The sequence below is a fragment of the Streptomyces sp. NPDC049813 genome, from assembly GCF_044465085.1.
In the GTDB taxonomy this organism is placed as follows: domain Bacteria; phylum Actinomycetota; class Actinomycetes; order Streptomycetales; family Streptomycetaceae; genus Streptomyces.
Map to the genome: position 1 here is coordinate 113355 of NZ_JBITLI010000013.1, position 24546 is coordinate 137900.

The 24546-nt window shown below is 70.3% G+C and carries 22 protein-coding genes and 1 pseudogene; 14 read left to right on the forward strand and 9 right to left on the reverse strand.

The genetic code is table 11. The features are described 5' to 3' along the window. The first annotated feature begins 3 nt into the window (after nucleotides 1-3). The 7 genes and pseudogenes from ACIBW6_RS25210 (at nucleotide 4) to ACIBW6_RS25240 (ending at nucleotide 6893) form a co-directional block, all read left to right on the forward strand. Nucleotides 4-417, forward strand: a complete 414-nt coding sequence (locus tag ACIBW6_RS25210) for a roadblock/LC7 domain-containing protein (RefSeq protein ID WP_164305831.1) — start codon at nucleotides 4-6, stop codon at nucleotides 415-417. Nucleotides 418-598: 181 nt separating this feature from the next. Then, the gene (locus ACIBW6_RS25215) at nucleotides 599-1012 is read left to right on the forward strand and encodes a DUF742 domain-containing protein (protein ID WP_399063316.1); all 414 of its coding nucleotides are present in this window, start codon (nucleotides 599-601) and stop codon (nucleotides 1010-1012) included. Further along, nucleotides 993-1583, forward strand: coding sequence for an ATP/GTP-binding protein (locus ACIBW6_RS25220; protein WP_356494529.1), 591 nt, complete (start codon nucleotides 993-995; stop codon nucleotides 1581-1583). Before ACIBW6_RS25215 ends, ACIBW6_RS25220 begins: the two co-directional genes overlap by 20 nt. Before the next feature lie 383 nt (nucleotides 1584-1966). Further along, nucleotides 1967-5220 (forward strand): annotated as a pseudogene (locus ACIBW6_RS25225) (nitrate- and nitrite sensing domain-containing protein). Between the two features lie 10 nt (nucleotides 5221-5230). Next, on the forward strand, nucleotides 5231-5644 hold the full coding sequence (locus ACIBW6_RS25230) for a roadblock/LC7 domain-containing protein (RefSeq protein WP_026057603.1): 414 nt from the start codon (nucleotides 5231-5233) through the stop codon (nucleotides 5642-5644). 93 nt (nucleotides 5645-5737) lie between these two features. After that, on the forward strand, nucleotides 5738-6322 hold the full coding sequence (locus ACIBW6_RS25235; RefSeq protein ID WP_399063318.1) for a DUF742 domain-containing protein: 585 nt from the start codon (nucleotides 5738-5740) through the stop codon (nucleotides 6320-6322). Then, nucleotides 6303-6893 (forward strand): ATP/GTP-binding protein, encoded by a 591-nt coding sequence (locus ACIBW6_RS25240; RefSeq protein ID WP_356494527.1) that lies wholly within the window; start codon nucleotides 6303-6305, stop codon nucleotides 6891-6893. The genes ACIBW6_RS25235 and ACIBW6_RS25240 overlap by 20 nt, the downstream gene beginning before the upstream one ends. A gap of 91 nt (nucleotides 6894-6984) precedes the next feature. Here the strand turns inward: ACIBW6_RS25240 and ACIBW6_RS25245 are convergent, their stop codons facing one another. The 3 genes from ACIBW6_RS25245 to eno all read right to left on the reverse strand — a co-directional run bounded on the left by ACIBW6_RS25245 (nucleotide 6985) and on the right by eno (nucleotide 10272). Next, complete coding sequence (locus tag ACIBW6_RS25245; protein ID WP_399063319.1) at nucleotides 6985-7176, reverse strand: acyl-CoA carboxylase subunit epsilon; 192 nt, start codon at nucleotides 7174-7176, stop codon at nucleotides 6985-6987. A 28-nt stretch (nucleotides 7177-7204) separates the two neighbouring features. Continuing rightward, the gene (locus ACIBW6_RS25250) at nucleotides 7205-8800 is read right to left on the reverse strand and encodes an acyl-CoA carboxylase subunit beta (protein ID WP_399063320.1); all 1596 of its coding nucleotides are present in this window, start codon (nucleotides 8798-8800) and stop codon (nucleotides 7205-7207) included. A 185-nt stretch (nucleotides 8801-8985) separates the two neighbouring features. Further along, nucleotides 8986-10272 carry a phosphopyruvate hydratase gene (eno, locus tag ACIBW6_RS25255; RefSeq protein ID WP_399063321.1) on the reverse strand — a complete coding sequence of 429 codons (1287 nt, stop codon included), beginning with the start codon at nucleotides 10270-10272 and terminating at the stop codon, nucleotides 8986-8988. A gap of 181 nt (nucleotides 10273-10453) precedes the next feature. Here eno and ACIBW6_RS25260 point away from each other — a divergent pair, with 181 nt between their 5' ends. After that, nucleotides 10454-10876 (forward strand): MarR family winged helix-turn-helix transcriptional regulator, encoded by a 423-nt coding sequence (locus tag ACIBW6_RS25260; RefSeq protein WP_399063322.1) that lies wholly within the window; start codon nucleotides 10454-10456, stop codon nucleotides 10874-10876. Nucleotides 10877-10909: 33 nt separating this feature from the next. Here ACIBW6_RS25260 and ACIBW6_RS25265 read toward each other — a convergent pair whose 3' ends face one another. Continuing rightward, entirely contained in the window at nucleotides 10910-11419 is a 510-nt protein-coding gene (locus tag ACIBW6_RS25265) for a hypothetical protein (RefSeq protein ID WP_399063323.1), read from the reverse strand. A gap of 298 nt (nucleotides 11420-11717) precedes the next feature. Here ACIBW6_RS25265 and ACIBW6_RS25270 point away from each other — a divergent pair, with 298 nt between their 5' ends. Both ACIBW6_RS25270 and ACIBW6_RS25275 read left to right on the forward strand, forming a co-directional pair. Then, nucleotides 11718-12323: a YceI family protein gene (locus ACIBW6_RS25270; RefSeq protein ID WP_399063324.1), complete on the forward strand. Its 606-nt coding sequence runs from the start codon at nucleotides 11718-11720 to the stop codon at nucleotides 12321-12323. Nucleotides 12324-12507: 184 nt separating this feature from the next. Beyond that, nucleotides 12508-14100, forward strand: a complete 1593-nt coding sequence (locus ACIBW6_RS25275; protein ID WP_399063325.1) for a cytochrome bc complex cytochrome b subunit — start codon at nucleotides 12508-12510, stop codon at nucleotides 14098-14100. On the opposite strand, the gene ACIBW6_RS25280 is transcribed toward ACIBW6_RS25275, so the two are convergent. Continuing rightward, nucleotides 14094-14489, reverse strand: coding sequence for an ATP-binding protein (locus ACIBW6_RS25280; RefSeq protein ID WP_399063327.1), 396 nt, complete (start codon nucleotides 14487-14489; stop codon nucleotides 14094-14096). The two genes, ACIBW6_RS25275 and ACIBW6_RS25280, sit on opposite strands and share 7 nt — an antisense overlap. Before the next feature lie 112 nt (nucleotides 14490-14601). On the opposite strand from ACIBW6_RS25280, the gene ACIBW6_RS25285 reads away from it, so the two are divergent. Genes ACIBW6_RS25285 through ACIBW6_RS25295 form a run of 3 tightly spaced genes read left to right on the forward strand, consistent with a single transcriptional unit; the run spans nucleotide 14602 to nucleotide 16980 of the window. Further along, nucleotides 14602-15408 carry a helix-turn-helix domain-containing protein gene (locus ACIBW6_RS25285; protein WP_399063328.1) on the forward strand — a complete coding sequence of 269 codons (807 nt, stop codon included), beginning with the start codon at nucleotides 14602-14604 and terminating at the stop codon, nucleotides 15406-15408. Next, nucleotides 15405-15623 (forward strand): DUF397 domain-containing protein, encoded by a 219-nt coding sequence (locus ACIBW6_RS25290; RefSeq protein WP_399063330.1) that lies wholly within the window; start codon nucleotides 15405-15407, stop codon nucleotides 15621-15623. The genes ACIBW6_RS25285 and ACIBW6_RS25290 overlap by 4 nt, the downstream gene beginning before the upstream one ends. Further along, nucleotides 15607-16980, forward strand: a complete 1374-nt coding sequence (locus ACIBW6_RS25295) for an oxidoreductase (protein WP_399063333.1) — start codon at nucleotides 15607-15609, stop codon at nucleotides 16978-16980. Before ACIBW6_RS25290 ends, ACIBW6_RS25295 begins: the two co-directional genes overlap by 17 nt. A gap of 22 nt (nucleotides 16981-17002) precedes the next feature. Here ACIBW6_RS25295 and ACIBW6_RS25300 read toward each other — a convergent pair whose 3' ends face one another. Next, nucleotides 17003-17686, reverse strand: a complete 684-nt coding sequence (locus ACIBW6_RS25300) for a hypothetical protein (protein ID WP_399063335.1) — start codon at nucleotides 17684-17686, stop codon at nucleotides 17003-17005. Between the two features lie 137 nt (nucleotides 17687-17823). Beyond that, nucleotides 17824-19188 carry a hypothetical protein gene (locus tag ACIBW6_RS25305; RefSeq protein WP_399063337.1) on the reverse strand — a complete coding sequence of 455 codons (1365 nt, stop codon included), beginning with the start codon at nucleotides 19186-19188 and terminating at the stop codon, nucleotides 17824-17826. A gap of 141 nt (nucleotides 19189-19329) precedes the next feature. Here ACIBW6_RS25305 and ACIBW6_RS25310 point away from each other — a divergent pair, with 141 nt between their 5' ends. Continuing rightward, nucleotides 19330-21219, forward strand: a complete 1890-nt coding sequence (locus ACIBW6_RS25310; protein ID WP_399063339.1) for a ricin-type beta-trefoil lectin domain protein — start codon at nucleotides 19330-19332, stop codon at nucleotides 21217-21219. A 60-nt stretch (nucleotides 21220-21279) separates the two neighbouring features. On the opposite strand, the gene cimA is transcribed toward ACIBW6_RS25310, so the two are convergent. Both cimA and ACIBW6_RS25320 read right to left on the reverse strand, forming a co-directional pair. Further along, complete coding sequence (gene cimA, locus ACIBW6_RS25315) at nucleotides 21280-22911, reverse strand: citramalate synthase (protein ID WP_399063341.1); 1632 nt, start codon at nucleotides 22909-22911, stop codon at nucleotides 21280-21282. Between the two features lie 303 nt (nucleotides 22912-23214). Beyond that, nucleotides 23215-24525: an MFS transporter gene (locus ACIBW6_RS25320; RefSeq protein WP_399063343.1), complete on the reverse strand. Its 1311-nt coding sequence runs from the start codon at nucleotides 24523-24525 to the stop codon at nucleotides 23215-23217. Nucleotides 24526-24546 lie beyond the last annotated feature (21 nt).

A 24546-nucleotide genomic window follows, 5' to 3' on the forward strand; every position in this document is an offset into this window, starting at 1 on the left:
CAGATGAGCCAGGCGGCACAGAACCTGAACTGGTTGATCACCAACTTCGTGGACAACACGCCGGGGGTCTCCCACACGGTCGTGGTGTCCGCGGACGGTCTGCTGCTCGCGATGTCCGAGGGCTTCCCGCGCGATCGCGCGGACCAGCTGGCGGCCGTCGCGTCGGGGCTGACCTCGCTGACGGCGGGGGCGTCGAGAATCTTCGAGGGCGGCCCGGTCAATCAGACGGTCGTGGAGATGGAGCGCGGCTTCCTCTTCATCATGTCCGTCTCCGACGGATCATCGCTCGCCGTGCTCGCGCACCCCGACTGCGACATCGGCCTCGTCGGGTACGAGATGGCGCTCCTCGTCGACCGGGCGGGCGCCGTCCTCACCCCGGATCTCCGTGCCGAGCTGCAGGGCAGCCTGCTGCACTGACGGGGGTGACGGCCGGTAACCCCGGCCACACCGCAAGTCTGCTGTATCCCAAGGCCCGGAATCCAGAGCAGTCACGTAATCCCCTTCCGATCTGCGTCCCGTCACCGTATGGCCGTCACAATCCCCCCACCGGCCCACCCTCAGACGGCAGCCCCGGCTCGCCGTCCCGCCCGGAGGATCCATGACCCCGCCCACCGCTCCTCACGATCCGTACGGCAGTGCAGCCGCACAGGCCGCCTACGGTTATGAGGGCGACCAGCCGCTGGTCCGCCCGTACGCGATGACCGGCGGCCGGACCCGGCCGCGCTACCAGCTCGCCATCGAGGCGCTGGTGAGCACGACCGCCGACCCCTCGGCCCTGGGGACGCTGCTGCCCGAGCACCAGCGCATCTGCCACCTGTGCCGCGAGGTGAAGTCGGTCGCCGAGGTGTCGGCCCTGCTGTCGATGCCGCTCGGGGTGGCCCGGATCCTCGTCGCGGACCTGGCCGAGGCCGGGCTCGTCGCGATCCACCAGCCCGGCGGCGACGAGGCCAACGGTGGCGCTCCGGACGTGACTCTGCTCGAAAGGGTGCTCAGTGGACTTCGCAAGCTCTGACGGCGCCACGGGGGCCGCTCCCCGTTCGACCACCTCGGCCAAGATCGTGGTGGCCGGTGGCTTCGGCGTCGGCAAGACCACGTTCGTGGGCGCTGTCTCCGAGATCAACCCGCTGCGCACCGAGGCCGTCATGACCTCGGCGAGCGCCGGCATCGACGACCTCACCCACACCGGGGACAAGACGACCACCACGGTCGCCATGGACTTCGGCCGCATCACGCTCGACCAGGACCTGATCCTGTACCTGTTCGGCACGCCGGGACAGGACCGCTTCTGGTTCATGTGGGACGACCTGGTGCGCGGCGCCATCGGTGCCATCGTGCTGGTCGACACGCGCCGGCTCGCCGACTGCTTCCCGGCCGTCGACTACTTCGAGAACTCCGGGCTGCCGTTCGTCGTCGCCCTCAACGGCTTCGACGGGCACCAGCCGTACAACCCGGAAGAGGTGCGCGAGGCGCTCCAGATCGGCCCGGACACCCCGATCATCACGACGGACGCCCGGCACCGTGCGGATGCAAAGAGTGGCCTGATCACGCTGGTGGAGCACGCGCTGATGGCGCGGCTCAAGTAGTCAGAAACGGTCGGAAGTCGGCCACCAAGTGGCTGGATTCGTACGGTAGTTGTCGTAGTTGTCGCAGGTCCGTCGCGGCGGCCCCTGTGGCGTTTGACACGCGGGGCTGCTGTGTTCATAACGTTTCGACAGAGAATTCCGGGTGGGCCGACACACGTCGCGCACACCCGGTTCCACTGCGCTCACAAGAGCCCCGCCTTTTGGCGGGGCTCGCTCTTTATGACCGTTTTATCTAGGGCATACATCACCGGGAGGTTCCGCTTCCGACTGTTTGGAGGTGCGCCGTCTGACGTGCTGGAATGCGCTGAACTGCCCAGTAGGTACGGGCCTGGAGACATACCGCGGCACAACGTAGGTGCCGACGCCGAGAGGTTGTTGGTCGAGTGAGGCGAAGCAAGAACAGTCCCGAGCCGGCGTCGGCGCGGGGCAACTTCACCCCGCCGCCGCGTACAGCGGCGCAGGCCGCTCCGGCCGAGACGGCGGCGCCCGAGCCGTCGGGCGGCCGGATGTCGCCGCGCAACTGGCGCGTGCCCACGAAGCTGAACGCGATCCTGCTCATACCCGTGCTGGTCGGCCTGGTCATGGGCGGCTTCCAGGTGAAGAACTCCATCGACACCTGGCACGAGGCCGAGGACGCGGAGAGCACCGCCCGCCTCGTCCAGGCCTCGCTGACGTACGGCAACCGCCTCGTCGAGGAGCGCGACATCTCCGCCGCTCCGCTGCTCCAGGGCAAGAAGAACGACCCGGACGTCGTCAAGGCCCGCGCGGCGACGGACGCCGCCGCCGACGCGTTCCACACGGCCGCCAAGAACATGCCGCACAAGGAGGGCCTGGAGCGCCGCATGGCGCAGTTCACCCAGGTCGAGGGCGGCCTCAGCAAGCTGCGCGCCGCCTCCTACACCGCCAAGCTGCCCGGCGTGGCCACCGAAGAGGGCTACGTCGCCATCCAGCACCCGCTGATGGAGTTCGCCAACGAGCTGGGCCTGGGCACCGGCAACATCACCAGCTACGGCCGCACGGTCTACGCGATCTCGCTCACAAAGGCGGCGCTCTCCCTGGAGCGCTCCATCGGTATGCACCTGCTGGTCAAGCCGGGTCCGACCGTCACGCAATTCGCCAAGCAGCGCACCGCGCTCGGCAGCTACGCCTACCTCGAGGGCATCGCCATCGAGGAGTACAAGGGCGGCGGCACGCCCGAGGACCTCAAGAAGCTCGACGCCACGATCAAGCAGCTGAAGACGGACGGCGCCAAGCAGGCCGCCGCCGCCAAGGCGAAGGACCCGAGCTACATCCCGCCGCCGGCCGACTCCACCGAGATGGTCGGCGATCTGGTGGCGCTGCCCAGCACCCAGCCCAGCGCCCGGCTCGCCCTCGCCCAGAAGGGCGTGACGGCCGAGAACTGGTGGGCGGTCAACACCGCGAAGTTCGACGCCTACCGCACGATCGAGTCGGATCTCGCCGACCGGGCCGTGACCGAGGCCTCCGGCATCGCCGCCGACGCCAAGCAGCAGGCGTTCATCATCGGTGCCGCCGTCGTCGTCGCGCTGCTCGCCGCGTTCATCATCGCCGGGATGATGGCCCGCCAGATGTCCCGCTCGATGCGCCGGCTGCGCTCCGCCGCCTTCGACGTCGCCGAGCAGCGGCTGCCGATGCTGGTCGACCAGCTCTCGCGCACCGACCCGGGCCGGGTGGACACCCGCGTCCAGCCCATCCCGATCAACACCAGGGACGAGATCGGCGAGGTCGCCCGCGCCTTCGACCAGGTGCACCGGGAGGCCGTCCGGCTCGCCGCCGAGCAGGCCCTGCTGCGCGGCAACATCAACGCGATCTTCACCAACCTGTCGCGCCGCAACCAGTCGCTGATCGAGGGCCAGCTGACCCTCATCACCGACCTGGAGAACAACGAGGCCGACCCGGACCAGCTGGAGAACCTCTTCCGCCTGGACCACCTCGCGACCCGTATGCGCCGCAACGGCGAGAACCTCCTGGTCCTCGCCGGTGAGGAGCCCGGCCGCCGCTGGGACCAGCCGGTCCCGCTGGTCGACGTGTTGCGCGCCGCCTCCTCCGAGGTGGAGCAGTACGAGCGCGTCGAGCTCTCCGGCGTCCCCGAGGCCGACATCCACGGCCGCGCGGTCACCGACCTCGTGCACGCCCTCGCCGAGCTGCTGGAGAACGCCACCACGTTCTCCTCGCCGCAGACCAAGGTCCGCGTCACCGCGACCCGGCTGCCCGACGGCCGCATCATGATCGAGATCCACGACAAGGGCATCGGCCTGACCGCCGAGGACTTCGCGGACATCAACCACAAGCTGGCCAACCCGCCTACCGTGGACGCCGCGATCTCCCAGCGCATGGGCCTGTTCGTGGTCGGGCGGCTCGCCGACCGGCACGGCATCCGCGTCCAGCTGCGCCCCTCTGGCGAGCAGGCGGGCACGACCTCGCTGGTCATGCTCCCGGACGCGATCACCCACGGCGGCAGCGGCCAGCAGCCGGGCGAGCCCGATTTTTCTGAGTTCACCGTCTCGACCATGATCCCGCAGCAGCAGGCCTTCGAGAAGGAGCCGCTGCGCACCGCGGCCGAGCTCGGCTTCGACGACAGCCGCTACGACGTCCCGGACGACGCCCGCGAGCTGGACCCCGTCGGCCGCTCCCTGATGCGTGAGGAGCGGCGTGCCGCCCTGGAGGCGCAGACCCTGGGGCAGGACGCCGAGGACGACCGCCCGCTCTTCCGTGACGAGATCGAGCAGCGGCAGTCCCCGCAGCCGTACGCCGAGCAGCCCTCGTACGACGCTCAGCAGCACGGCTACGACCAGCAGCAGCAGATCGCCTACGACGATCAGGGTCAGGGCGTCTACGACAACGGGCAGCAGGCCGCCTACGGCGAACAGCACCAGAACGGGTACGACGGATACGCTCCGGCGCAGTCGGCCTTCGACGGATCCCAGCCGGCCCCTTACGACCCCGGCTTCGCCCCGCAGAACGGCTATGCGGACTCCCCCCAGGAGCCCTACAACGCCTTCGAGCAGCCCGTCCGGCAGGACGACTGGCAGGCGCGGGACGGCTACCAGGGCGACTTCGGCACCCCGTACGCGCCCGAAGCGGAATCCGCGCAGAGCCCTGACGCGACGGACCGGGAGAGCGTAGGCTTCGGCCCGGGTACCCCTGCCGGTCCTGCGCTTGCGGCGGGCCCCTCTCCTTCCGTCACGCACGATCTCACCGACGCGGGTCTGCCGCGTCGCGGTGGTTCCGGCGCCCCCCAGCGCCAGGAGCCGGCGCAGGACCAGCCCGCCGACACCACCCCCGACGACACCAGCTGGCGCTCGGCCAACGACGAGCGGTGGGGGCGTGCGGAGCGGCTCAAGCAGCCGAAGGCGGGCGGGGTCACCTCGTCCGGCCTGCCGCGCCGGGTGCCCAAGGCCAACCTGGTGGAGGGCGCCGCGGAGTCGACGCCGCAAGGCGGCCCCTCGATCTCCCGCGCCCCCGAGGACGTGCGGGGCCGGCTGAGCAATCTGCGCCGCGGCGTGCAGCGCGGCCGCAGTGAAGGCAGTAGTGACCAGCAGTGACCGTAGTGACGACGAACGGCCAGGACAGCGGGTTTCCCGGTGGCCCTGACAGCACCTACAACCAGGAGCGTTAGTGTGAGCCCGATGAGCCAGGCGGCACAGAACCTGAACTGGTTGATCACCAACTTCGTGGACAACACCCCCGGGGTGTCCCACACGGTGGTGGTCTCCGCCGACGGACTCCTTCTGGCGATGTCCGAAGGGTTCCCCCGCGACCGCGCCGACCAGCTGGCGGCCGTCGCGTCGGGACTGACCTCGCTGACCGCGGGCGCGTCCCGCATCTTCGAGGGTGGCGCGGTGAACCAGACAGTTGTGGAGATGGAGCGAGGATTCCTCTTCATCATGTCCATCTCCGACGGTTCTTCTCTTGCCGTCCTTGCACACCCGGAGGCGGACATTGGCCTCGTTGGGTACGAGATGGCACTTCTTGTCGACCGCGCGGGCACGGTTCTCACGCCCGACCTGCGTGCGGAGCTTCAGGGAAGCCTTCTCAACTAACAGACAGGCGGTGCGTTTTCGCGTCCCGTGGCCGTAAAGTTTCGGGACGCGGCTCCACAGTGATGGTGCCCAGCGCAGTCGGAGGAGGAGTACGTGTCTGGTTCAGCAACACCCCCGAGCGGTTCGTCGGCCCACTGGCCGCCCTACGGCCCCGTCCAGGGGCAGGGTCAGCCGGGCGCGGGCCAGGGCGACGGTTCGCAGAACCGGTACAACTTCCCTCGCACGCCGAGCCACGCCCGGCCGACCCGGCAGCCCGGTCCCTACGACCAGCCGCCGGCGCCCCGGATCCAGCCTGTGCAGCCGCAGCCGCGTCCTGACGCGAGGCCCGCCGCCGCGAACAATCCCCTGGTGCGCCCGTACGCCATGACGGGCGGCCGCACCAGGCCGCGCTACCAGCTCGCCATCGAGGCGCTGGTGCACACCACCGCGCAGCCGCACCAGTTGCAGGGCCAACTGCCCGAGCACCAGCGGATCTGCCACCTCTGCCGAGAGATCAAGTCGGTGGCCGAGATCTCGGCCCTGCTCTCCATCCCCCTCGGCGTGGCCAGGATTCTCGTCGCCGACTTGGCGGAGGCGGGCCTGGTCGCCATCCATCAGCCCGGCGGCGACGAGAACGCCGGCGGCCAGCCAGACGTGACACTGCTCGAAAGGGTGCTCAGTGGACTTCGCAAGCTCTAGCGGAGGGCCGGTTGCTCAGAGTCGCTCCACCACGTCCGCGAAGATCGTGGTGGCGGGCGGCTTCGGCGTCGGCAAGACGACGTTCGTCGGCGCCGTGTCGGAGATCAACCCGCTGCGCACCGAGGCCGTCATGACGTCCGCGTCCGCGGGCATCGACGACCTCACCCACACCGGGGACAAGACGACCACCACGGTCGCCATGGACTTCGGCCGCATCACGCTCGACCAGGACCTGATCCTGTACCTGTTCGGCACGCCGGGACAGGACCGCTTCTGGTTCATGTGGGACGACCTGGTGCGCGGCGCCATCGGCGCGGTCGTCCTCGTGGACACCCGCCGGCTCGCCGACTGCTTCCCGGCCGTCGACTACTTCGAGAACTCCGGGCTGCCGTTCGTCATCGCCCTCAACGGGTTCGACGGCAACCAGCCCTACGGGCCCGACGAGGTGCGCGAGGCGCTCCAGATCGGCCCGGACACCCCGATCATCACGACGGACGCCCGGCACCGCGCGGACGCCAAGTCCTCGCTCATCACCCTGGTCGAGCACGCGCTGATGGCGCGCCTGCGCTGAGGCGCCCCCGCCCGGTCCGGCCGCGGGCCGCGCGCACGACGAAGCCCCGCTCTCCCGAGGGAGAGCGGGGCTTCGTCGTGCGGCGTGGGGCTCAGCGCCAGCTGTGCGGCGCGCGGAAGCCGGGCTCGCGCTCCAGGCGGCGCCAGCCGGCCCGGTCCTGCCGGACGCGGTGGGCCGGGGCCTGCGGGGCCGCGGCGGCGCGGGCGAGGAGGATCGCGGTGATGGCCGCGACCTCTTCGGGGTCGGCGTGGCCCTTCTCGACACGGATGTCAGGCATGGACATGGGGCAGGTCTCCTACGAGTAGGTGCCGCTACTGCGGCGGGTTGCCGTGCTTGCGGGAGGGCAGGTCGGCGTGCTTGGTGCGCAGCATGGCGAGCGAGCGGACGAGTACCTCGCGGGTCTCGGCGGGGTCGATCACGTCGTCGACCAGGCCGCGCTCGGCCGCGTAGTAGGGGTGCATCAGCTCGGCCTTGTACTCCTTGACCATGCGGGCGCGCATGGCCTCGGGGTCCTCGGCTCCGGCGATCTGGCGGCGGAAGATGACGTTGGCGGCACCTTCGGCGCCCATCACGGCGATCTCGTTCGTGGGCCAGGCGTAGGTGAGGTCGGCGCCGATGGACTGCGAGTCCATGACGATGTAGGCGCCGCCGTAGGCCTTGCGCAGGATGAGCGAGATGCGCGGCACGGTGGCGTTGCAGTACGCGTACAGGAGCTTGGCGCCGTGGCGGATGATGCCGCCGTGCTCCTGGTCGACGCCCGGCAGGAAGCCCGGCACGTCGAGCAGCGTCACGATGGGGATGTTGAAGGCGTCGCACATCTGCACGAAGCGCGCGGCCTTCTCGCTCGCCTCGATGTCCAGGACGCCGGCGAGGGCCTGCGGCTGGTTGGCGACGATGCCGACGACCTGTCCGTCGAGGCGGGCCAGGGCGCAGATGATGTTGCGTGCCCAGCGCTCGTGGACCTCCAGGTAGTCGCCGTCGTCGACGAGCTCCTCGATGACCTTGGTCATGTCGTACGGGCGGTTGCCGTCGGCGGGGACCAGGTCGAGCAGGACGTCGCCGCGGCGCTCGGCCGGGTCGTCGGTGGGGGTCGCCGGGGGATTCTCGCGGTTGTTCTGCGGGAGCATCGACAGGAGGTAGCGGACCTCGGCGAGGCAGGTCTCCTCGTCGTCGTAGGCGAAGTGCGCGACGCCGCTGGTCTCGGCGTGCACGTCCGCGCCACCGAGCCCGTTCTGCGTGATCTCCTCACCCGTGACCGCCTTGACGACGTCCGGGCCGGTGATGAACATCTGCGAGGTGTCACGGACCATGAACACGAAGTCGGTCAGCGCCGGACTGTAGGCCGCGCCGCCCGCGCACGGGCCCAGCATCACGCTGATCTGCGGGATGACACCCGAGGCCTTCGTGTTGCGCTGGAAGATGCCGCCGTACCCGGCCAGCGCCGAGACGCCCTCCTGGATGCGGGCGCCCGCGCCGTCGTTCAGCGACACCAGCGGCGCACCCGCCGCGATGGCCATGTCCATGATCTTGTGGATCTTCGTCGCGTGGGCCTCGCCCAGCGCGCCGCCGAAGATCCGGAAGTCGTGCGCGTAGACGAAGACCGTCCGGCCCTCCACCGTGCCCCAGCCGGTGATCACACCGTCCGTGTACGGCTTCTTCGCCTCCAGACCGAACCCGACCGCCCGGTGCCGGCGCAACTGCTCGACCTCCTTGAACGACCCCTCGTCCAGGAGCAGCTCGATGCGCTCGCGCGCCGTCAGCTTGCCCTTGGCCCGCTGGGCCTCGGTCGCCTTGTCGCTGGGTCCGCGCAGGGCCTGCTCACGGATCGCGTGCAGCTCGGCCACGCGCCCGCGGGCGTCGGTGGGCTCGTCCCCGGGGGTGGAGGCGGTGTCGTCCAAAACGGTCATGTAGTGACCTTACGAAGCCGACCAAGAAAACGGGCCGTCGACTTCGCACAGTCTCCGGCTCGTTTTCCTGGTAGCCCTGAACAGAACCGTGCCCACATGCAGCTGAAGTCACTGCTCAGGACCGGGTCGGCTTGTAGGGGTCGGACAAGTGGGACCCGTGAGAGTCCCGTCACACTCCGCAGCGGTCAGCCGAGGGTGCCCGCGTAGACGGCCGCCGCTCCGAGCTCCTCCTCGATCCGGACGAGCTGGTTGTACTTGGCCGTGCGGTCGGAGCGGGAGAGGGAGCCGGTCTTGATCTGGCCGCAGCCCGTGGCGACCGCCAGGTCCGCGATCGTGGTGTCCTCCGTCTCGCCGGAGCGGTGCGAGATGACCGCCGCCCAGCCGGCCCGCCGCGCGGCGGAGATGGTGCCGAGCGCCTCCGTCAGGGTACCGATCTGGTTGACCTTGATTAGCACCGCGTTGCCGACGCCCGTGCGGATGCCGTCGCGGACCAGGGTCTCGTTCGTGCAGAACACGTCGTCGCCGGTGAGCTGGCAGCGGTCGCCCACGCGGGCGGTGAGCGCGCGCCAGCCGTCGAGGTCGTCCTCGGCCATCGGGTCCTCGACGGAGACGACGGGGTAGGCGTCGATCAGCTTGGCCAGGTAGTCGACCTGCTCGTCGGTGGTGCGGCGGACGCCTTCGCCGCTGTACGCGTAGACCCCGTCCCGGTAGAACTCCGAGGTGGCCGGGTCCATGACGAGGCCGATGTCGGCGCCGGGCCGGTACCCGGTGCGCTCGATGGCGGCCATGACGAAGTCGAGCGCCTCCTCGGCCGTGCGCAGGGCGGGCGCGAAGCCGCCCTCGTCGCCGACGCCGGTGGAGTGGCCCGCGACGAGCAGGTCGCGGCGCAGGGTGTGGAAGACCTCGGAGCCCATCCGGACCGCCTCGGCGAAGGTCGCCGCGCCGACCGGGGCGATCATGAACTCCTGGAAGTCCAGCGGATTGTCGGCGTGGGCGCCGCCGTTGACGATGTTCATCATCGGGACGGGCAGGACACGGGCGTCGGAGCCGCCGAGGTAGCGGTAGAGGGGCAGGCGGTGCGCGGCCGCGGCGGCCTTGGCTGCGGCCAGGGAGACGCCGAGCACGGCGTTGGCCCCGAGCCGGGACTTGGTGGGGGTGCCGTCGAGGGCGATCAGGGCGGCGTCGAGACCGGCCTGGTCGTCGGCGTCGCGCCCGGTGACCGCGGCGGCGATCTCGCCCCGCACGTGGTCGACGGCGCGGTCGACGCCCTTGCCGTGCCAGCGCCCGGGGTCGCCGTCGCGCAGTTCGACGGCCTCGCGGGCGCCGGTGGAGGCGCCGGAGGGGACGGCGGCGCGGCCCAGGGAGCCGTCGTCGAGGACCACGTCGACCTCGACGGTGGGGTTGCCGCGGCTGTCGAGGACGGCGCGGGCGGTGACGGTGCGGATGGTGGAACCAACGGCCGGTGCGGGCATGGGAGTTCCTTTGCCTGGTCACGAGCCGGGCCCCGGCTGCGACGACGCTGGCGCTGAGCCCGACACGGAAAACTCTACAGCATTGCTGTTCAGTCAGGCTGTTCAGTTGTGCTGTTCAGTCCTGCTGTCGAGTTCGGCCGGGGCGCCTGAGGCGCCGCCCACCTGCGGGTTAGAGTTCCGTATGCCCTCCCCGGAATCCGCCGCCGTCGCCGCCGAACTGCGTACCGCGATGGGCAAGCTCTCGCGGCGCGTGAAGCACGAGGACCGGATCCCGCTCGGCCAGGTCGCCGTGCTCGGCGTCCTGGACCGCGAGGGCGCCATGACCACCAGCGACCTCGCCGCGGACCAGCGGGTGCGCCCCCAGTCGATGGCCCGCGCCGTGGGCCTGCTGGGCGAGCAGGGTCTGGTCGCCCGCCACCCCCACCCGACCGACGGCCGCAAGTCCCTGGTGCGGCTCACCGACGCCGGACGGGCCGCGCTCGAGACGGAGCGGACTCGCCGGGCAGGCTGGCTCGCCCAGGCCATCGAGGCCGAACTCACCGGCGAGGAGCGGGAGTTGCTGGCGCGCGGCGCCGCGCTCATGGAGCGCATCGCCGCGCGCTGAGGCCGGCCGCCCAGCGGCCGGCCCGCGGCCCGCTCAGCAGCCGCCGCAGTTGTAGTAGAGGACGTCCCAGTGGTTGCCCTCGTCGGCGTAGATGTTGCCCGAGCCGGACTTGTACTGGGCAGCGCCGTCACCGCGCAGCCCGATGTACGTGAAGGTGTTCTTGATGTAGTTGGTGACGCAGGTGTTCTTGCCGTAGTCGAGCTTGTAGCCGTTCCAGTGCGAGTACGTGCCGCTCGCGTGGCCCGTCTCGGTGCCGCCGGTGATGTTCAGGGCGCAGCCGGTGGCGCGCTTGAGGGTCTGGGCGCCCTGCGCGGTGGCCAGGTTGAGCTGGTCGAACGACGTGCAGGTGCTGTTGTTGCGATTCGAGCAGCCGCCGGAGGACGACCAGGTGACGCCGACCGAGCTGAACATCGAGGTCGCCGTGGCGTGCGTGATCTTGGTGGCGGCGAAGGCGTCGGTCGCGGAGGCGAGGACGCCGAAGCCGGGGGCGACGAGGGCGCCGGTGGTGAGCGCGAGCGCGGTGAGCGCCGAGCGGATGCGCATGGGGGGATCCCTTCCTGCTGTTGACCGTGCTGACGGTGAGACGGCTGTGGTGCAGGTGGAGCAAGGAGATGGTCCCGGGTTCTACGCGCGTCCGGAAGAGCGCGCGCACGATCTCCCGGCGAATTCGGCCGGGCGTCATCCTGCCGTTCGGGCGTCACTCACGCGTGGTCACCACGACGACACGCCGTGCTTGATGTTGAAAGTTGAACATCACCGCGCTACAGTCGTTCCTGTTGATGGTTCAACGTTCAACATCACCCGGCACCCCACCGTGCCGACCGTCCCTAAGGAGCACGCCATGGGCATCTTCGGCCGCAAGAACGAGACCGACACCACCACCGCCGCCTCCCCGGCCGACCCGGCGCTCGCGGCCGTCACCGGTGACTACACGGTCGACCCCGCGCACACCACCCTCGGCTTCGTCGCCCGGCACGCGATGGTGACGAACGTGAAGGGCGCCTTCACCGACTTCACCGGCGAGCTGCACCTCGACGGCACGGACCCCGCCAAGTCCTCCGCCTCCTTCGACGTCCGGATGGAGAGCATCGACACGGGCAACGCGGACCGCGACGGCCACCTCAAGAGCGCCGACTTCTTCAAGACCGACGAGTTCCCGACGATGACGTTCCGCTCGACGTCCGTCGAGGCGCTGGGCGGCAGCGACTACCGCGTCACCGGCGACCTCTCGATCCTGGGCACCACCAAGCCGCTCACCATCGACCTGGAGTACAACGGCTCCGCGAAGGACCCGTTCGGCAACGAGCGCGCCGGCTTCGAGGGCAAGGCCGAGATCCTGCGCTCCGCGTGGGGCCTGTCGTGGAACGCCGCGCTGGAGACCGGCGGCGTCCTCGTCTCCGACAAGATCAAGCTGAACTTCGACATCTCGGCGATCAAGAACGCCTGACCCGGTCCGGCACCGGACATGTGTGCGAAGTCGTGGCGGCCACGGAACACGTGGCCGCCACTTCGCACGCCCGGACCGCCCAGAACCGGCACCCCCGCGTGACCTGCGTCACAAAGCCGGGTCCCTGTGTCACATTCCGCCCCTCCCCCGGGGTCACACCTGTGAGCACCGACGGGAGGCAGTCATGTCCGACAGCACCACCCGCGCCGGACGCCCGCAGGCACCGGCGGGCGAGCGGGTCGCCGACTGGGTCGACGGGCGGCTCGGGGTCCACACCCTCGGCCGGAAGTACCTGCGGAAGATCTTCCCCGACCACTGGTCGTTCCTGCTGGGCGAGATCTGCCTCTACACCTTCATCATCCTGATCCTGACCGGTGTCTACCTGACCCTCTTCTTCCATCCGTCGATGAACGAGGTGGAGTACCACGGCAGTTACGTCCCGCTGACCGGCGTCCGGATGTCCGAGGCGTACTCCTCGACGCTCGACATCAGCTTCGACGTGCGCGGCGGTCTGCTGATCCGGCAGATCCACCACTGGTCGGCGCTCATCTTCGTCGCCGGGATGTTCGTGCACATGATGCGGCACTTCTTCACCGGCTCGTTCCGCAAACCGCGCGAGCTGAACTGGCTGTTCGGCTGGCTGCTGCTGTTCCTCGCCCTGTTCGAGGGCCTGCTGGGGTACTCGCTCCCGGACGACCTGCTCTCCGGCGCGGGGATGCGGCTCATCGAGGGCATGACGCTCGCCGTCCCGGTCGTCGGGACGTACCTCGTCTTCTTCCTCTTCGGCGGCGAGTTCCCGGGCGACGACATCGTGGCCCGGTTCTACTCCATCCATGTCCTGCTGCTGCCCGGCATCATGGCGGCCCTCGTCGTAACCCACCTGATCCTCGTCTTCTACCACAAGCACACCCAGTTCCCCGGCCCCGGCAAGACCGAGCGCAACGTCGTGGGCCAGCCGTTCTTCCCCGTCTACGTCGCGAAGGCCGGCGGCTTCTTCTTCCTCGTCTTCGGGGTCGTGGCGCTGGTCGCCGCCGTCGCCTCGATCAACCCGGTCTGGGTCTACGGCCCCTACCGCCCCGACCAGGTCTCCACCGGCGCCCAGCCCGACTGGTACCTCGGGTTCGCGGAGGGGCTGGTGCGGGTGATGCCCGGCTGGGAGTACGCCTTCTGGGGCCACACCCTCAACCTCGGCATCCTCGTCCCGCTCGTCGCGTTCCCGCTGTGGCTGGTCCTCATCGGGGTGTGGCCGTTCTTCGAGGCGTGGATCACCGGGGACCGCCGCGAGCACCACCTCCTGGACCGGCCCCGCAACCGGCCCGTGCGCACGGCTCTCGGTGTCGCCTGGCTGACCGGCTTCTTCGTGGCGCTCGGCGCGGGCGGCAACGATCTCATCGCCACGCACCTGCACCTCTCCGTCAACGCCATCACCTGGTGCGCCCGGGTGGCACTGATCGCCGGTCCCGTCCTCGCGTACGTCGTCACCAAGCGCATCTGCCTCGGCCTCCAGCGCCGGGACCGCGACAAGGTGCTGCACGGGCGTGAGACGGGCCGCGTCAAGCGCCTCCCGCACGGCGAGTACGTCGAACTCCACGAGCCGCTGCCGCGGGGTGAGCTGTACCGGCTGACCCAGCACGAGGAGCCGGGGGCCCTGCCGGACGCGGGCCCGGGTGGGACGGGCCGGGTGCGGGTCCGGCTCTCCCGGTGGATGCACGGGGAGGGGTCGCGGATCGCCAAGCCCCGGCGGGAGGAGCTGGAGGCCGGCTCCGGGCGTCACTGAGCCCCGAACTCGCACCACACGACCTTGCCCGGGTCCCGGTCACCGACCCCCCACGTGTCGGCCAGCGCGGCGACCAGGTGCAGCCCGCGCCCGTGTTCGGCCTCGGGCGGCGGCGCGGTCGCGGTGACCGTGCCGCCGCCGCTGTCGTGCACCTCGACGCGCACGACGCGGTGGGCGCACATCGCGATGTGCAGCCGAAAACCCCTTCCGGGCGGGACCCCGTGCAGCAGGGCGTTGGTCGTCAGCTCGCTGACGCAGAGGAGGACGTCGTCAAGGCGTTCGATCGCCTGCCAGTCGTGCAGGGCCCAGGCTGTGAAGGCGCGGGCCGCGGGGATGGATTTGCGCTCGCGTGTGTAGAACGCCTCGCGCTCGTAGGGCAGTTGTTCCATGCGGTGACTGTGATGGGCGTGCGCGGCGTGAGGGCAGCGCGGCAGGTCGTACATCTGCATTTGTACGAGTGCCTGCCGGTCGGGGCGGGTGAGATTTGGGAACGGTCCGCGTATGAAGAAGCGAGTGACGTCGTGGCACGCCATTGGGGCTCAGATCGCCCACTTCCGGAAGTATGTGGGCGTCACACAGGCGGGGCTGGCAGACCAACTGTGCGTCAGCCACGACAAGATGGCGTCGATCGAGCAAGGGCGGCGTCCGGTCGATCTGGCCCTGGCTGCCCAGATCGATGAATACCTCGACACCAAGGGAGCCTTGGCCGTTGCCGTGGCCAAGATTCCGGCTAGGGAGAAGTTTCCGGTGCTCGTGGCCGACTTGGTGGAGATCGAACAGGTCGCCGTGTCGATCCTGTCGTACGAGGCGCAGGTCGTACCCGGGCTGCTCCAGACCGAGGAGTACATGCGGGCCGTCTTCAACTGCCGCTACCCGCCCATCGGACGCGGCATGCTGGACGACTGGGTGCTGGGCCGCCTGGAGCGGCAGAAGGTATGGGAGCGTGAGGACCCGCCCGGCGCCAACTTCATCCTGGAGGAGACGATCCTCAGGCGGCCCATCGGCGGTCGCGAAGTCATGCGCGCGCAGATCCGGCACCTCTTGGAACTGAGCCGGCTCGACTGTTTGGGGCTCCAGATCATGCCTGCGGATCGAGTGCCGCACGCCGGGCTCGACGGTCCCTTGGAGCTGCTGGAAAACCCTGACCACGACTTCGTGGCGTACCTGGAGGGCCAACGTGTGAGCAGCGTCGTCGACGATCCCGACGAGGTGAGTATCTACCAACTCAAGTATGGAATGCTGCGGTCACAGGCACTGTCTCCAGCGGAGAGCACACATTTGCTGGACGAACTGCTAGGAGAGCGATGAGCACCGCAGCACCCCGTCCTGACGGGCGAACCGGACTTGCCTGGTTCAAGTCGTCGTACAGCGGCAGCGAGGGCGGCAACTGCCTGGAGGTAGCCGCGAACGGCACCGCCATCCACATCCGCGACTCCAAGAACGACCCCGCCACCGGCGCCGTGCTCACCGTCGCCCCCGACACCTGGACCGCGTTCCTGCGCCCCCATGTCACCCGCCCCTGAGCGGAGCGTCACCGCCGAGGCGGTGAAGCGGGAGATCCTCGACCCGGACGCCGGGTCCGACCCGTATCTCCTGCGCGGCGCACACATCCGCGGCGCCCTCGCGCTGGACGGCGCCGAGATCGGGCGGCTGGTGAAATTCGAGGAGTGCCGGTTCGACGGACCGGTCACCCTGGAAGGCGCCAGCACGCTCGCGTTCAGCGTCACCGACTGCGAGCTGCCCGGCTTCGTCGCCCCGACCGCGCAGATCGGTGGGCGGCTCGACCTGCGCGGGTCCACGATCACCGGCGGACACCGGGGGGCCGTGAACGTCACGCTCACCCACATAGCGGGCGCGCTCGTGCTGGACCGGGCCCACCTGGTGGCGCCCGGTGGGATCGCGCTGCACGCGGGCGGGCTCGTCATGCAGGGCGGCGTCTTCTGCAAGATCGGTTTCGTGGCGCACGGGCAAGTACTCTTCCCCGGCGCCGAGTTGCCCGGCGGCCTGTGGATGGACGGGGCCCGGATCGTGGTGCCGGCGCCGGAGGAGATCGCGTTCAACGGGGACGCGCTGCGGGCCTCCACGGTCCGGCTGCACCAGGGGTTCCGGGCCGAGGGCCGGGTCCGGCTGCGCGGGGCCCGGATCGAGGACCTGCTCTCGTTCCACGAGGCCGAACTCCGGGGCGGGCCCTCGTCGCTGATGGCGGTCGGTGCGCAGGTGGAGGCGCTCGACCTGCGGTTCGCCGCGCCCCCGGCGGGCGGCGTGGACCTGCGCAACGCCCGGGCGACCCGCATCCAGGACCGGCCAGGCACCTGGCGGGCCCCCCTCGGCCTGGACGGGCTGATGTACGACTGGATGGAGTCGACCGCCGCCACCCAGCGCGAGGACACCGTCAACCGCCTGGCGTGGCTGCGCAAGCAGAACAGCTTCACCCCGCAGCCGTACGAACAACTCGCTTCCTACTACCGGAAGCTGGGGCACGAGGACGAGGCCCGGCGGGTCCTGCTGGTGCGGGAGCGGCAGCGGCGCACCACGATGCGGCCGCTGGGCCGGATCTGGGGCTGGCTCCTGGAGGCGACCGTCGGCTACGGCTACCGGCCCTGGATCGCCGGGATCTGGCTGGCCGTGCTCACCCTGCTGGGCTCCCTGGTCTTCCACGCCCACCGGCCGGTGCCGAACAAGCCGGGCGAGGGCGCACCCTTCAATCCGGTCGCGTACACCCTGGACCTGCTGATCCCGGTGGGCGGGCTGGGCCAGCGGGACGGCTGGCACTGGGCCGAGGGCGGTGTCCAGGGGCTGGCGTACGCGCTGATCGCGCTCGGCTGGGTGCTGACGACGACCGTCCTGGCCGGGGTGACCCGGGCGCTCAGCCGCGCTTGAGGCGGCGTACGGCCGCGGACCGTCAGTCCTTGTCGACGACGGTCGTCACGGCCTGCGCCGCCCCGGGTGAGACACGGACGATCTTCGAACAGCGTGAACTGCTCTCGGTGAAGACGAAAACGCTTCCGGTGAACACCCGGTCGAAAGCGAGACTTCCGCCGGATTCGAGACGCCGTTGTTCGCTGCGGAGCCCGTCGGGTCCCAGCCAATAGACGGTGAGATCGGTACTGGATTCGTTCTCCACGCGCCAGGTGATCGGCATCCCGGCCGACGAGGCGAGCTGCCCCTCTTTGTCACACGAGTAGAACGAGGTGCCGCTGCTCCAGTAATAGACCGGGGTATAGGTGCTCGTCGGAGTCGGCTCGTCCGTGACCGGCTCGTCCGTCGGTTCCCCGGTCGTGGGAGCGTCGGTCGGCTCGTCCGTCGGCGACGGTGTCGGTGTCGGCTCGTCCGCCGACGGATCACCGCTGGTCGTGGGGGTCGCGGTCGGGGTGGGCGGGACCGAGGTGCCGATCGGGTCGGCGATGCCGCCGGAGCCGCTCCCGAGCGCGTCCGACGGTCCTGCCGTGCCGAGTTTGATCGCGACCAGCGCGATCACCACACTGAGTACGGCACACACCGCGCCGACGATCGTCCAGATTCCCGCGGCCCGGTGGAAGAATCCCTGATCGTCCGGCCCACCGCCGCCATTCGCCCCACCGCTCATGACACATTCCCCCCGGAGTCATGGAGGGATTAAAGCAGCCCCCCATTTACCGGGCCAGGGTCGGCGCGGAGGGCTTGCGGCCCCGAAACATCACCGCCCATAAGGCGCCGAATTCGGTCACCAGGCGCGGTGCACGGTCAGAATCCGCCGCCGAAGTCGCCTCCGCCGCCGCCCCCGCCGAAGCCGCCGCCGTCACCGAACCCGCCACCGTCGCCGAATCCGCCGCCGAAGTCCGAGGAGTCGAAGTCCGCGCCCGAGTAGTCGCCGCCCGTGACGTCGTTCCCGCCGAAGTCGCCGTACCCGGAGCCGTAGTCCGCCGCGTAGGCCGGGCCCGACATCATCGAGCCGAGCACGGTGCCGACCAGCAGCCCGGGCAGCATGCCGCCGCCGAAGTAGCCGCCGGCCCAGGGGCCGTACATCGGGCCCGCCTCGTAGTACGGCCGGCGCTCGCCCGCCCCCGCGTCGACCGTGCGGATCAGGGGCTCGTCCCCGTCCCGCAGCCGGGTGGCGTCCGCCGCGCAGACCGGGACCTGCCGGGGCGAGCCGCCGGGCGGCGTCCACTCCGCGTCCTCGACCGAGGGGCCGTGGCGCGGGTCGAAGAAGCAGGGGGCGCGGCGCTCGGGCAGCGGACGGCCCTCGCGGCGGGCGGCCAGCAGGGCGAGGGAGAAGCGGCCGTCCTCCAGCGCCTGCGTGACACCCCGGACGTCCTCGGGGCGCTGGGCCGCCGCCATGTACTGCTTGGCCTTCTCGTACGCGTCGAGCGCCCGCTCGTAGTCCGCGCGCATCGCGTCGTCCGCGCCCGCCTCCGCCGGATGGAAGTCGAGCCGGTCCAGCTCCTCGCCGAACGCGGTGATGTCCTCGTCGACCACGACGCGCAGCCGCTCCAGGGCCACGCGCCGCTCCTCCTCCTTGCGCCGCCGGTTGCGCCGGACCAGGGCGTACGCGCCCGCGCCGCCCGCCACGACGACCGCGCCGACGCCGATCAGCGGGCCCACGGAGGTGCCGCTCTCGCCACCGCCGCCCGCACCGGCCCACGAGGAGGGCGCCGAGCCGCGGGCCGAGCGGACCGCCGTGGAGACGAAGTCGTCGAGCTGCGCGCGCAGCGGCTCGCCCCGCACGCTCGCCGTCAGGTTGTGAACGGCGTCGGCCGACAGGACCTGGCGGTCGGCGCGGGCGTCGAAGGCACCGCCCAGCCGCACGCCGTAGACCCCGACGATGCCCGTCTTGGTCCGCAGGTCCGTGAAGAGGTCCTGTTTCGGGAAGTCGGCGGGCAGGACCGCCACCATCACCGGCTTGTCGGCGTCCTTGATCCTTCTCTCCAGGGCGTCGACGTCCGCCGAGGTCAGGCCGGTGGCCGCGGCCGGGTCGACGTAGACCGGGCTCTTCTCCAGGGCGTCCGCGACGGTGGAGACGTCCGACGCGGCGAAGGCGGCGGGCGTGACGGTGAGCGTCGCGCCGAGGGCGAGCAGCGGTGCGGCGAGGACGGCGAGCAAGGGCCTCATACCTCGACGCTAACGCAGGCGGGGTGTGAATGACGGGTCGGGGCGTTCGCGACGTGAAGTCTTGACGCGACTGGGGAACGCCCTTTAACTCACGTCTTGAACTAAGCCATGAGAGTTGACTGTTGGGACACAGGAGGCATCGTGCGCACCCCCACAACCACCCCCACACGACCCCCCACCCTGCTCCGGCTGCTGCTGGCCGGCGCCCTGACCGCCGCCGGACTGGCCGGCGCCGTCGCGGCCCCCGCCCAGGCCGCGGGCGAGCAGGTCACCGTCTGGCTCACCACCACCGACGACGGCGGCGGCCGGCACGTCACGCGCGGGCTGCAACCGCAGACCCCGGTCCCCTTCCAGGCGGGCGGCGGCGCCACCGGCACCACGATCACCGTCGACGAGAACACCCGGTACCAGACCTTCACCGGCGGCGGCGCGTCCTTCACGGACACCGCGGCCTGGCTGCTGAACTCCAGCGGCGCTCTCTCCGGGGCGACCCGGGACGCGACGATGAAGAAGCTGTTCTCCCCGAGCGAGGGCATCGGGCTCTCCTTCATCCGCAACCCCATGGGCGGCTCGGACCTCGCCCGGTTCGGATACACGTACGACGACGTACCGGCCGGGCAGAGCGACCCCTCGCTGGCGAAGTTCTCGATCGCGCACGACCAGGCCGACGTGCTCCCCCTGACCAAGCAGGCCAAGCAGCTCAACCCGGCCGCCACCGTGATGGCATCGCCGTGGACCGCGCCCGCCTGGATGAAGGACAACGGCCAGCTCAACGGCGGCTGGCTCAAGGCCGAGAACTACGGCGCCTACGCGAACTACTTCGTGAAGTACATCCAGGCCTATCAGGCGGCCGGGGTGCCCATCGACTACGTCACCGCGCAGAACGAGCCGACGTGCTGCTCGGGCTACCCCTCGATGAGCTGGAACGGCTCCGGGCTCGCGTACTTCACCAAGAGCGAGCTGCTGCCGAAGCTGGCGGGCGCGAACCTGCGGACCAAGGTGCTCGCCCACGACTGGAACTGGGACACCTACGACGCGTACGCGGCGCCGACCGTGGACGACGCGGCGGTGCGCTCGCACCCGAACTTCGGCGGGATCGCCTGGCACGGCTACGGCGGCGACGTCGCCAAGCAGACGGAGATCCACACCAAGTACCCGCAGCTGGACGCCTTCCAGACCGAGCACTCCGGTGGCACCTGGATCGCCAACCAGCAGCGCGAGGACATGACGAACATCATCGACTACACCCGCAACTGGGCGAAGTCGGTGACGAAGTGGTCGCTCGCCGTGGACCAGAACCGGGGTCCGCACAACGGCGGCTGCGGCACCTGCGACGGCCTCGTCACCGTCCACAACGGCGACTCCCGCTCCGGGCAGGTCGACTACACCATCGAGTACTACACGATGGGCCACCTGACGAAGTTCGTCCGGCCCGGCGCCTCGCGGATCGCCTCGACCGGGTCGAGCGCCGTGCCGAACGTCGCCTGGCGCAACACGGACGGCTCGAAGGCGCTGATCGCCTACAACGACGCCTCCGCCGCGAAGGACGTCACGATCAACTGGGGCGGTCAGCACGTCACTTACTCGCTGCCGGGCAAGACCTCCGCGACGTTCACCTGGAACGGGACGCAGGCCGGCGGCGCCGACCGCACCGGCGCCCTGCGCGGTCTGGGCGGCAAGTGCCTCGACGTGAAGGACGGGTCGACGGCCAACGGGACGGCCGCACAGATCTGGAGCTGCTACACCGGCTCGCAGAACCAGACGTGGACGCTCAAGGCGGACGGCACCGTGCGGGCGCTCGGCAGGTGCCTGGATGTGAACGGGGGTTCGACCGCCGACGGGGCCAAGGTGCAGCTGTACGACTGCAACGGGAGCGGGGCTCAGCAGTGGCGGCTGGAGCCCTCCGGGGACCTGGTGAACGCGGCTGCCGACAAGTGCCTTGACGTGACCGGGAATTCGAGCGCGGACGGGGTTGCGACTCAGCTGTGGTCGTGCACCGGTGCCGCCAATCAGAAGTGGACGCTCTTGTAGCTGAGGCCCGGGGCTCTGCCCCGGACCCCGCTCCTCAATCGCCGGAGGGGCTTTCAAGGGCTACTCGACCGGCTCCACGCCCGCCCGCAGCAGTCCGTACGTGTACGCGTCCTCCAGCGCGCCCCACGACGCCGCGATCACGTTCTCCGCGACGCCCACCGTCGACCACTCCCCCGCGCCGTCGGTCGTGGAGATCAGGACGCGGGTCGTGGAGGACGTGCCGTGCTTGCCCTCCAGGATGCGGACCTTGTAGTCGACCAGCTCCATCTCGGCGAGCTGGGGGTAGATCCGCTCCAGGCCGACGCGCAGGGCCCGGTCGAGGGCGTTGACCGGGCCGTTGCCCTCGGCGGTGGCGACGATGCGCTCGCCCTTGGCCCACAGCTTCACGGTCGCCTCGTTGGCGTGGCTGCCGTCGGGGCGGTCCTCGACGATGGCCCGCCAGGACTCGACGCGGAAGTAGCGGCGGGCCCGGCCCTCGGCCTCCTCGCGCAGCAGCAGTTCGAAGGAGGCGTCGGCGGCCTCGTAGGTGTACCCCTGGAGCTCGCGGTCCTTGACCCGCTCGACGACGCGGCCGACCAGTTCGCGGTCGCCGGAGATGTCGACGCCGAGCTCCTTGCCCTTCAGCTCGATGGAGGCGCGGCCCGCCATGTCGGAGACGAGCATCCGGATGCGGTTGCCGACGAGGTCGGGGTCGATGTGCTGGTAGAGGTCCGGGTCGACCTTGATCGCGGAGGCGTGCAGGCCCGCCTTGTGGGCGAAGGCGGAGACGCCGACGTAGGGCTGGTGCGTGGACGGCGTCAGGTTCACGACCTCGGCGATGGCGTGCGAGATGCGCGTCATCTCGCTCAGCGCGCCCTCGGGCAGGACCTTCTTGCCGTACTTCAGCTCCAGGGCCGCGACGACCGGGAAGAGGTTGGAGTTGCCGACACGCTCGCCGTAGCCGTTGGCGGTGCACTGCACGTGGGTGGCGCCCGCGTCGACGGCGGCGAGGGTGTTGGCGACGGCGCAGCCCGTGTCGTCCTGGGCGTGGATGCCGAGCCGGGCGCCGGTGTCGTCGAGGACGGTGTGCACGATCGCCTGGACCTGGGCGGGCAGCATGCCGCCGTTGGTGTCGCAGAGCACGACGACGGAGGCGCCCGCCTCGTGCGCGGCCCGTACGACCGCCTTGGCGTAGGCCGGGTTGGCGCGGTAGCCGTCGAAGAAGTGCTCGCAGTCGACGAAGACCCGGCGGCCCTCGGAGACGAGGTGGGAGACGGTGTCGCGGACCATCTCCAGGTTCTCGTCGAGGGTCGTGCGCAGGGCCAGCTCGACGTGCCGGTCGTGCGACTTCGCGACCAGGCAGATCACCGGGGCGCCGGAGTCCAGGAGCGCCTTGACCTGCGGGTCCTCCGACGCCTTGGCGCCCGCGCGGCGCGTCGCGCCGAATGCCACGAGCTGGGCGTGCCGGAAGTCGATCTCCTCCTGCGCGCGGGCGAAGAACTCGGTGTCGCGGGGGTTGGCGCCGGGCCAGCCGCCCTCGATGAAGCCCACGCCGAAGTCGTCCAGGTGCCGTGCGATGGTCAGCTTGTCCGCGACGGTGAGGTTGATGCCCTCGCGCTGCGCGCCGTCGCGCAGCGTCGTGTCGAAGACGTGGAAGGAATCGTCGAGTTCGCCGGTGCGTTCGTCGGTGCGTTCGCTGGGGCTGCTGCTCATGCTGATCGGGCTCCTGTATGGGATCTCGGTCTACCGGAATGACCGGCTCCACCGTCCGGCTATGATCCCGCGCGCTCTGCGCCTGGCATGGGGTGGGCCAGAAACGAGAAAAACCCCTCGCGGGTGCGAGAGGTCTGCGCGCGGGTCGAGGACGACGGTGTCCGCCCGTACGTGGTCGTACGAGACGGTCACTGCGGACCGGCGCGCCTGCTGCCAATAATCATGGCGAACGAGAGCACGCCCGCAGTCTGCCACAGCCCGGGCCGGGCCCGGACCGTGGTCTCACGATGCGGTCAGTGGGGTTCAGGCCACCGGTTGCGGGGCTTCCTGCGCCTGCTTCACCCGGTTCAGGTCGATGGTGCGGGTCTCGCGCATGCTCAGGTAGACGACCAGCGACACGGCCGCGCAGCCGGCCACGTACCAGAAGAAGCCGGACTCCATGCCGCCGTCCTTGAACCAGAGGGCGACGTACTCGGCGGTGCCGCCGAACAGGGCGTTGGCGAGGGCGTACGGCAGGGCGACGCCGAGGGCGCGGATGCCGGTCGGGAAGAGCTCCGCCTTCACGCACGCGTTGATGGAGGTGTAGCCGGTGACGACGACGAGCGCGAGCAGCGACAGGCCGAGCGCGGGCCAGAAGGAGCCCGCGTGCTGGAGCATCGTCATGATCGGCACGGTCAGGAAGGTCGAGCCGACGGCGAAGGTGATCAGCAGCGGGCGGCGGCCGATCCGGTCCGAGAGCGCGCCCGCGAGCGGCTGGAGACAGGCGAAGACGACGAGCGCGCAGAACGAGACGAGGGTCGCGGTCTGCTTGCTGAGACCGGCCGAGTTCGAGAGGTACTTGGTGAGGTACGTCGTGTACGTGTAGTACGCCACCGTGCCGCCCATGGTGAGCGCGACGACGAGGAACGCCTCGCGCCTGTGCGCCCACAGGGCCTTCATGCTGCCCTTGTCGTCCCCGGCCACGACGCCGCCGTCGGCGGACTCCTCGTAGACCTCGGTCTCCAGCATGCTGCGGCGCAGGTAGAAGATGATCGCCGCGCCGAGCGCGCCGACGACGAACGGGATGCGCCAGCCCCAGCCGTGCAGCGCGTCGTCGGAGAGGGTGCGCTGGAGGACGATCAGGAGCCCGAGGCCGACGATCTGGCCGGCCGTCATGGACACGTACTGGAAGCTGGAGGCGAAGCCGCGCCGCTTCGGGTCGGACGCCTCGGTGAGGTAGGTGGCGCTGGCCGCGTACTCGCCGCCGACCGACAGGCCCTGGAGGAGGCGGGCGACGAGCAGGACGGCGGCGCCGCCGTACCCGGCGACCGCGTAGGTCGGCGCGATCGCGATGAGGACGGCCGACGCCGACATCAGCGTCACCGTCAGGGTCAGCGCCGCCTTGCGGCCCTTGCGGTCACCGACCCGGCCGAGCAGCCAGCCGCCGACCGGGCGCATGAAGAAGCCGACGGCGAAGATGCCCGCGGTGTTCATCAGTTGCGCGGTCGGGTTCCCGTCGGGGAAGAACGCGCCCGCGAAGTACGTCGCGAAGCTCGCGTACACGAACCAGTCGAACCACTCGACCATGTTCCCGGCCGATCCGACCAGGACTTTCTTCCATTGCTCTCGTCCCATGACCGGCCACACTGGGGGACC

Bases quoted from the DNA above. Each gene is read 5' to 3' on its own strand.
- ACIBW6_RS25260 (WP_399063322.1), top strand. From the start codon at position 10,454: ATGCCCTCCCCGGAATCCGCCGCCGTCGCCGCCGAACTGCGTACCGCG.
- ACIBW6_RS25305 (WP_399063337.1), bottom strand. From the start codon at position 19,188: ATGAGGCCCTTGCTCGCCGTCCTCGCCGCACCGCTGCTCGCCCTCGGC.
- ACIBW6_RS25215 (WP_399063316.1), top strand. From the start codon at position 599: ATGACCCCGCCCACCGCTCCTCACGATCCGTACGGCAGTGCAGCCGCA.
- ACIBW6_RS25210 (WP_164305831.1), top strand. From the start codon at position 4: ATGAGCCAGGCGGCACAGAACCTGAACTGGTTGATCACCAACTTCGTG.
- ACIBW6_RS25245 (WP_399063319.1), bottom strand. From the start codon at position 7,176: ATGTCCATGCCTGACATCCGTGTCGAGAAGGGCCACGCCGACCCCGAA.
- ACIBW6_RS25300 (WP_399063335.1), bottom strand. From the start codon at position 17,686: ATGAGCGGTGGGGCGAATGGCGGCGGTGGGCCGGACGATCAGGGATTC.
- ACIBW6_RS25270 (WP_399063324.1), top strand. From the start codon at position 11,718: ATGGGCATCTTCGGCCGCAAGAACGAGACCGACACCACCACCGCCGCC.
- cimA (WP_399063341.1), bottom strand. From the start codon at position 22,911: ATGAGCAGCAGCCCCAGCGAACGCACCGACGAACGCACCGGCGAACTC.
- ACIBW6_RS25295 (WP_399063333.1), top strand. From the start codon at position 15,607: ATGTCACCCGCCCCTGAGCGGAGCGTCACCGCCGAGGCGGTGAAGCGG.
- ACIBW6_RS25250 (WP_399063320.1), bottom strand. From the start codon at position 8,800: ATGACCGTTTTGGACGACACCGCCTCCACCCCCGGGGACGAGCCCACC.
- ACIBW6_RS25230 (WP_026057603.1), top strand. From the start codon at position 5,231: ATGAGCCAGGCGGCACAGAACCTGAACTGGTTGATCACCAACTTCGTG.
- ACIBW6_RS25280 (WP_399063327.1), bottom strand. From the start codon at position 14,489: ATGGAACAACTGCCCTACGAGCGCGAGGCGTTCTACACACGCGAGCGC.
- ACIBW6_RS25285 (WP_399063328.1), top strand. From the start codon at position 14,602: ATGAAGAAGCGAGTGACGTCGTGGCACGCCATTGGGGCTCAGATCGCC.
- ACIBW6_RS25275 (WP_399063325.1), top strand. From the start codon at position 12,508: ATGTCCGACAGCACCACCCGCGCCGGACGCCCGCAGGCACCGGCGGGC.
- ACIBW6_RS25320 (WP_399063343.1), bottom strand. From the start codon at position 24,525: ATGGGACGAGAGCAATGGAAGAAAGTCCTGGTCGGATCGGCCGGGAAC.
- ACIBW6_RS25265 (WP_399063323.1), bottom strand. From the start codon at position 11,419: ATGCGCATCCGCTCGGCGCTCACCGCGCTCGCGCTCACCACCGGCGCC.
- eno (WP_399063321.1), bottom strand. From the start codon at position 10,272: ATGCCCGCACCGGCCGTTGGTTCCACCATCCGCACCGTCACCGCCCGC.
- ACIBW6_RS25290 (WP_399063330.1), top strand. From the start codon at position 15,405: ATGAGCACCGCAGCACCCCGTCCTGACGGGCGAACCGGACTTGCCTGG.